The organism is Trichlorobacter sp. (assembly GCF_030247655.1).
In the GTDB taxonomy this organism is placed as follows: domain Bacteria; phylum Desulfobacterota; class Desulfuromonadia; order Geobacterales; family Pseudopelobacteraceae; genus Trichlorobacter.
This window is the reverse complement of sequence record NZ_JAOTRZ010000169.1, coordinates 1-6,591: the sequence shown is the minus strand read 5'-3', so window position 1 is coordinate 6,591 and position 6,591 is coordinate 1. Positions and strand designations below refer to the sequence as shown.

The 6,591-nt window shown below is 54.0% G+C and carries 8 protein-coding genes and 1 tRNA gene; 4 read left to right on the top strand and 5 right to left on the bottom strand.

Going from position 1 to position 6,591, the window contains the following annotated elements:
* The coding region (locus tag OEL57_RS12650) for a THUMP domain-containing class I SAM-dependent RNA methyltransferase (RefSeq protein WP_300740889.1) at nucleotides 1-624 on the bottom strand (624 nt) is incomplete at its 3' end.
* Entirely contained in the window at nucleotides 600-1,196 is a 597-nt protein-coding gene (coaE, locus tag OEL57_RS12645) for a dephospho-CoA kinase (RefSeq protein WP_300740892.1), read from the bottom strand. The genes coaE and OEL57_RS12650, both read right to left, overlap by 25 nt.
* Nucleotides 1,197-1,281: 85 nt before the next feature.
* Here coaE and OEL57_RS12640 point away from each other — a divergent pair.
* The 4 genes from OEL57_RS12640 to OEL57_RS12625 all read left to right on the top strand — a co-directional run bounded on the left by OEL57_RS12640 (nucleotide 1,282) and on the right by OEL57_RS12625 (nucleotide 3,703).
* Nucleotides 1,282-1,358, top strand: a tRNA-Arg gene (locus tag OEL57_RS12640).
* Between the two features lie 58 nt (nucleotides 1,359-1,416).
* The gene (locus OEL57_RS12635) at nucleotides 1,417-1,863 is read left to right on the top strand and encodes a DoxX family protein (RefSeq protein WP_300740888.1); all 447 of its coding nucleotides are present in this window, start codon (nucleotides 1,417-1,419) and stop codon (nucleotides 1,861-1,863) included.
* Between the two features lie 71 nt (nucleotides 1,864-1,934).
* The gene (locus OEL57_RS12630; RefSeq protein ID WP_300740891.1) at nucleotides 1,935-3,512 is read left to right on the top strand and encodes a peptide chain release factor 3; all 1,578 of its coding nucleotides are present in this window, start codon (nucleotides 1,935-1,937) and stop codon (nucleotides 3,510-3,512) included.
* On the top strand, nucleotides 3,512-3,703 hold the full coding sequence (locus OEL57_RS12625; RefSeq protein ID WP_300740887.1) for a hypothetical protein: 192 nt from the start codon (nucleotides 3,512-3,514) through the stop codon (nucleotides 3,701-3,703). The genes OEL57_RS12630 and OEL57_RS12625 overlap by 1 nt, the downstream gene beginning before the upstream one ends.
* Nucleotides 3,704-3,756: 53 nt before the next feature.
* On the opposite strand, the gene OEL57_RS12620 is transcribed toward OEL57_RS12625, so the two are convergent.
* The 3 genes from OEL57_RS12620 to OEL57_RS12610 form a co-directional block, all read right to left on the bottom strand.
* Nucleotides 3,757-4,851 carry a protein-glutamate methylesterase/protein-glutamine glutaminase gene (locus OEL57_RS12620; RefSeq protein WP_300740890.1) on the bottom strand — a complete coding sequence of 365 codons (1,095 nt, stop codon included), beginning with the start codon at nucleotides 4,849-4,851 and terminating at the stop codon, nucleotides 3,757-3,759.
* A 14-nt stretch (nucleotides 4,852-4,865) separates the two neighbouring features.
* Nucleotides 4,866-5,759 carry an HDOD domain-containing protein gene (locus OEL57_RS12615; RefSeq protein ID WP_300740886.1) on the bottom strand — a complete coding sequence of 298 codons (894 nt, stop codon included), beginning with the start codon at nucleotides 5,757-5,759 and terminating at the stop codon, nucleotides 4,866-4,868.
* A gap of 14 nt (nucleotides 5,760-5,773) precedes the next feature.
* Nucleotides 5,774-6,591 (bottom strand): CheR family methyltransferase (locus tag OEL57_RS12610; protein WP_300740885.1); only part of this gene is annotated, 818 nt, incomplete at its 5' end.

Here is a 6,591-nt window from a genome sequence, read left to right as displayed (position 1 = left end):
TATGGCGGGTGCCAGGGTCTCCCGCAGGGGGGCGTCGTTGCGGTCCAGCCGCCAGCCCCGGCGGTCCAGCGGATCACCACTGGCATCCAGCGAGACACTGGCCTGATTCTTGGCAATATGGAGATTGATCCGTAGATCCGGTGCTTTGGTGTCGATGTTGGGGCGGCTGCCGACTGTGTCCCGCAGCAGGTCAACAATGGCATCCTTGGCCTTTAAGGCGGCAAAGTGCGAGTGGGTGATGGCTGAGTCACGCACGGTACAGTCCACCGCCATGGTCATGTCAGGGGTCAGCAGGTCGCTCCAGGCAAGGTTACGCATGCCGTCATACAGTTCCTGCGGCGAGCCGCAGGGGAATTGCCCCAGTTGCAGCAGTATCCGGCTGGCGGTCCGTAACTGCAACAGGCTGCGGTAGAGGGTGCTGCGGTTGCCGCTGAAGCTGACGCCGCCCCGAACCACGGTGATCCCTTCGGCTCCTAGGCGTCCCAGTTCAGCTGCAGTCAGTTCTTCCGCCCCCAGCGGCACGGTGGCAAACAGTTTGAGCTGGCCGTCCGGTTGTCTGATTGTGGTGGCTTTTCGGCGGAGTATGGTGCGTTGTTCGGTCATGATCCTATCCTTTGTTGCCATGCTGCCTCAACCTGATGACGGGTTGCCTCCAGGCTGGAACTGTTGTCGATAACCACTACGCCGAAGCGCTCTTTTTCTGCAAGCGGCATCTGGGCCGCTATGATCTGCTCTGCCTGCTGCTGGCTGCAACCGTCGCGGGCCATCAGGCGTGCCAGCTGAACTTCAGGCCGCACGGTTACTACCCAGATCTCATCCACCCGGTCAGTGGCCTTGGCCTCAATCAGCAGTGGCGCCATATAGACCACCACGCGTGAGCCGCGGCATCGCGCCTGATCAATCTGCTGCAGGGCCAACTCTTTAATGGCCGGGTGCAGGATCGCCTCAAGCTGTTGTCGCCTGGCAGGTTCGTGAAAGACCAGCTCCCGCACTACCTGTCGGTTCAGGGTGCCATCCGGCAGCAGTGCCTGCTGTCCAAACAGCTCCACAATCTGCCGCAGGGCTGCGGTCCCCGGTGCAACCGCATCACGGGCAAGCTGATCCGCGTCAATTACCTCTGCACCCTGTTCGGCCAGAAGTGCCGCAACACTGCTCTTGCCGGTGGCGATACCGCCTGTCAGTCCGATAGTCAACATGGCGCAATAGTAGCAGAGCATACCAGGGCTGACCAGATTTTTCCCTTGAGTTGGTATGGCTGATAGTGTAAAAGATTTAGTTCACGGGCGGTTAGCTCAGCTGGATAGAGCGTTGGCCTCCGAAGCCAAAGGTCGTTGGTTCGAATCCAATACCGCCCGCCAATTCAGCACAAAAGGGGACCATTGGTCCCCTTTCCATTTTATGCTGCGGAGGTTTGCCATGGCCAGAGGTGGTTTTGAACTGTCTGATGCCGTCGCACCGCTGGTCATCCGTATCCCGCTGGGACTGATATTTCTTGCCCACGGTTCCCAGAAGCTGTTCGGCCTGTTTGGCGGCAGTGGTTTAACCGCAACCTTTGCCAGTTTTGAGCAGAAACTGGGGATTCCGCCGATCTTTACCCTGTTGGCCATTATCGCCGAGTTTGGTGGCGGCTTGGGCGTGCTGACCGGGTTCCTGACTCGTGTATCGGCTGCCGGTATCGCTTCGGTTATGGCCGTGGCGATCTACAAGGTACACTGGGCCCATGGTTTCTTTCTGAATGCCACCTGTGCCTCCGGTCGTGGCCACGGTATTGAGTATACGCTGGCATTGCTGGGGATGGCGGTGTACCTGATGGTGGCAGGTGGCGGCAAGTGGTGTATTGATCGCCTTATTTTCAGAGCCTAGCAGTAGCAATCAACCTATCAGGCGGGCTTTTGGCCCGCCTTTTCTGTGTAAGGAGCAGTAACGTGGAAGCTATGTTCAACCAGGAAGAAGTTAATAAGCGACGTACCTTTGCCATCATCAGTCACCCTGACGCAGGCAAGACCACCATCACTGAGAAGCTGCTGCTGTTTGGCGGCGCCATTCAGCAGGCAGGTGAGGTGCGGGCACGTAAATCGGGCCGCCATGCAACCTCGGACTGGATGGAGCTTGAAAAACAGCGTGGCATCTCTGTCACCTCATCCGTTATGAAATTTACCTATGATGGTTTTGAGATCAATCTGCTGGATACCCCCGGTCACAATGACTTTTCTGAGGATACCTACCGGGTGCTGACCGCCGTTGACTCGGCCCTGATGGTGATTGATTCGGTCAAGGGGGTGGAGACCCAGACCAAGAAGCTGCTGGATGTCTGCCGCTTGAGGGATACCCCGATCATGACCTTTATGAACAAGCTTGACCGGGAAGGGCAGGAACCGCTTGATCTGTTGGATGATGTGGAGAAGAATCTGGGGATGCAAACCGCCCCCATGACCTGGCCGATCGGCATGGGTAAGCGGTTTCGCGGTACCTACCATCTGTATAGCAAAGAGGTGCTGCTGTTTGATCCTGATGCAGAGCATGGCGTTGGCCGGGTAGTGGCTGTAAAGGGGCTTGAAGATCCGTTACTGGATGAACTGCTGGGCAGTCAGGCGGAAGAACTGCGTAATGACGTGGAGTTGTTGGAGGGGGCGGCCCATCCCTTTGACCTGGATGCGTATCTGTCAGGGCGTCAGACCCCGGTCTTTTTTGGCAGCGCCATCAACACCTTTGGGGTGCAGCAACTGCTGGACACCTTTGTGCAGCATGCCCCCCATCCACGTCCACGTGCCACCACCACCCGGCTGGTTTCTCCCTTTGAAGAGCCGTTCTCCGGCTTTGTCTTCAAGATTCAGGCAAACATGGACCCGGCCCACCGTGACCGGATCGCCTTTTTCAGGATCTGTTCCGGCCGGTTTGAGCGGGGCATGAAGGTGCGTCACCTGCGCCTGGGACGTGATTTCCAGATCAGCAATGCCACCATCTTTATGGCTCAGGATCGCAGTAACGTGGAAGAGGCTTTTCCCGGCGATATCATCGGTATCCATAACCATGGCACCATCAAGATCGGTGACACCTTTACCATGGGTGAGGATATGAAGTTTACCGGTATCCCAAGCTTTGCGCCGGAGCATTTCCGCAAGGTGCGCCTGCTGAATCCGATGAAGTCAAAGGCCCTTGAAAAAGGGCTGGTGCAACTGGCAGAAGAAGGTACCACCCAGGTGTTCAAGCCGATCTTTGGTGCTGATTGGGTGGTTGGTGCGGTTGGTATCCTGCAGTTTGAGGTGGTGTTGCACCGGCTTGAGTTTGAGTACGGGGTCAAGATTGCCTACGAGCCGGTGGCCTATGCCACGGCCCGCTGGGTAACCGGTGAAAAGAAGTTGATGGAAGAGTTTGAGAAAAAAGAGAAGATGAATCTGTACATTGATGGTGAAGGCAAACTGACCTACATGGCCGGCAGCCAGTGGCGGTTGGACAATACGATTGAAAACTGGCCTGATTTAGAGTTCCACGCCACCTCTGAGCATTCATAATGGCAAAAACTGACTGGAAGGCAACCTGGCAGGCGATTACCAACCTGTCTACGGACCATTTTCCGCTGATCCTGCCTGATGTACACAAGGTCGCAGCCTTCTTTATTCTGCGTCGCCTGAAAAGGCTGGGCTATTCTAACTGTCGGGTGGATAGTACCCCTAAAGGGCTGGTGGTCTACGCCCAAAGGTAAAAAAGCGACCAATAATTTGGTCGCCTTTTGTGAAGTAAAATACAAATTTCTACCTACCCCATAAACTTGCCGATTTCATAGCCGATCTGCCCCAGAGGCAGCACTTCATCAGCCACTCCACCATCAACACAGGCCTTGGGCATACCGTAAATGGTTGAGGTCGCTTCATCCTGCACCAGGGTTACTCCGCCTTTTTGTTTCAGCAACTGCATCCCTTTGAATCCATCATTACCCATACCGGTCAAAACAACACCCAGCATTGATCCTGCCGTGGCCTCTGCCATGGAAGAGATCATCAGGTCTACCGAAGGGATGTAGACGTATTGGGGATAATTGGTGGTGGGAGCTGTTTTGACCACCAGGCCGCTGCCACTACGAACCACCTGGGTGTGCATGCCGCCAGGGGCGATCAGGATGGTACCCGGCTTGATCGGCTCACCATCAACCGCCTCTTTAACCGTAATGGAACATTTGGCGTTCAGGCGGTCAGCATAGGGGCCGGTAAAGGCCTTAGGCATATGAATCGCCACCACAATGCCGTATGGGAAGTTCATCGGAATACGGGAGATGACCTCCTGCAGCGCAACCGGTCCGCCGGTTGATGCGCCGATACCGACATGGGTTATCTTCTTTGCATGAATCTTTGAGGTCTTGACGGCAGCACGTGGGGGCGGCGTAACCAGCGAAGCAGAGCGAGGCACGGCCAGGCCTGTTGCTGGCCGCAGGACACGTGAACGGGTCGCTTCACGAACTTTTTTCAGCAGTTCGTCACGGAAGATGTTCTGGGCATCGGATGAATCAGTGACGTTTTTAGGGATATAGTCCAGGGCACCGGCATCCAGTGCTTCAAAAGTGGCCTTGGCTCCTTCGTTGGTGAGGGTTGAAACCATCAGAACCTTGGTTGGGGCTTTGGCCATGATCTGCTTCAGGGCAGAGATGCCGTCCATGCGGGGCATCTCAACATCCATGGTAATCAGGTCAGGTTTGAGGGCAATCGCCTTTTCAACCCCTTCAACCCCATCACTGGCGGTGCCGATGATTTCAAGGGAAGGATCTTTGACCAGAATGCCACGAATGGCCATCCGCATGAAGGATGAATCATCTACGATCAGAACACGGGTTTTAGCACCCGACGCTGGAGAAAACATCATGCCTCCGTAGGTTACGCCTTGGAAAATATGGATGCAACCAGATCCTTGACATCAGGCACGGCATCATCCAGTTCATAACAGAATCGTTCAATATCGAGATGTTCAAGGCTGGGATGTTGTTCTTTCAGTATGGCCCAGCCTTCTTCTTCAGAGAGGTTGAAGCTGGCCCAGGCGTTGCCGCCGTAGTAGAGATCCCGAACTGAGCAGAACAGGTCTGCCAGATTGACAATAGCGCACAGTACCGGATCGCTGGTGGCCTCACGCGGGCTGTGGTGGTACAGTACCACCTCCTTGTAGGCTTCCTGGAAATTCCACTTTTCAGCGATACAGAGGCCGATTTCATTATGGGTGGTGCCGAATTCTTCCAGCTCCATATCAATCAGGCGTACCGGTCGTTCCTTGATTGCAGTCAGTATTTTCGAGAAGGATTCCGGTTGGTAATAGCTCAGTACAACCTCACCAATATCATGCACGATACCTGCAAGGTAAGCCTTCTCAACGTCTGAATAGCGGATCTTTTCTGCAATGATCTTGGAGACCATACCCACACCGAAGGAGTGGGCCCAGAAGGTGCTGATGTCAATCACGCCCCCCTTGTCTTCAAAGGCACTGATGAATGACGAGGTGAGGGCGATCTCTTTTATGTGGCGGATACCAAGGTAGACCAGAGCCCGCTTTAGGGAGGTGATTTCCTGATTTGCACGATAGATGGGGGAGTTGACCATCTTCATCACCCGTGCGGTCATGACCAGATCGGTCAGCATCAGGTCTGCTACCTTGTCAACGTTGACATCCGGGTCATCCAGCAGTTGCAGTACCTGGGTAGCCACCACCGGAATCGTGGGCAGGTCATCGATCTTGGCCACCATCTGGCGGGCTGTTTCCATCATTGCCTGTTTATCCATCGTGGGATCCCCCGCTATTTCTTATAACCAAAACCGCCTGGAAAGTGGACGGTCTTGAACTTGTCGTTTACGCCGTGAAGGGACTCAGACTGGCCAACAAAGAAGTATCCGTAGGGTTGCAGGTTGTTGTAGAAATGCTGCACAACCTTTGATTTTGAAGCAAGGTCGAAATAAATCAAAACGTTGGCACAGAAAATAAAGTCAAAACTCTTCATGAAGACCATCTTGGTGTCATCATAGAGGTTCATCTTATTGAAGGTGACAAATTTTTTGACATCCGGGGAGAGGATGAACTTGCCCGCTTCTTCTTTGAAATACTTTTTCTTGTACAGATCAGGCACGTTACGGACTGAGTAGGCGTTGTAAATCCCTTCCTTGGCTTGGGCTACCACAGTTTCATTGATGTCAGTACCGATGATTTCAATAATCCAGTCCTTGAGGATGGTAGACCGCTTTTCCAGAAGCATCATGGCCAGGGTGTAGGCCTCTTCACCGGATGATGAAGCTGCAGACCAGATCCTTAATTTCCGAAATCCCATTTTACCTTTTGCTTCGACAATTTCAGGCAGGAACTTGGTTTCAATGGCGTTCAGCTGGGGTACACAGCGGAAGAAGTAGGTCTCGTTGGTGGTGACTTCATCCAGTAGAAAGCGTAGTTCTTCGCCGCCACGGGGGGACTTGAGCAGGCCGTAATAATCCATGGCGGTCTTGGTGCCGGTGGCCTCCATCCGCTTGGTAAGACGGCTTTCCAGGAAGTATTTTTTTGTGGTGTGAAAATACATCCCACACAGGTTGTAAATAAAATCACGTAGTAGTTCGAAGTCTTTATCAG

Coding starts and splice junctions, on each gene's coding strand:
- coaE (WP_300740892.1), bottom strand. CDS start 1,196: ATGTTGACTATCGGACTGACAGGCGGTATCGCCACCGGCAAGAGCAGT.
- OEL57_RS12635 (WP_300740888.1), top strand. CDS start 1,417: ATGGCCAGAGGTGGTTTTGAACTGTCTGATGCCGTCGCACCGCTGGTC.
- OEL57_RS12630 (WP_300740891.1), top strand. CDS start 1,935: ATGTTCAACCAGGAAGAAGTTAATAAGCGACGTACCTTTGCCATCATC.
- OEL57_RS12625 (WP_300740887.1), top strand. CDS start 3,512: ATGGCAAAAACTGACTGGAAGGCAACCTGGCAGGCGATTACCAACCTG.
- OEL57_RS12620 (WP_300740890.1), bottom strand. CDS start 4,851: ATGTTTTCTCCAGCGTCGGGTGCTAAAACCCGTGTTCTGATCGTAGAT.
- OEL57_RS12615 (WP_300740886.1), bottom strand. CDS start 5,759: ATGGATAAACAGGCAATGATGGAAACAGCCCGCCAGATGGTGGCCAAG.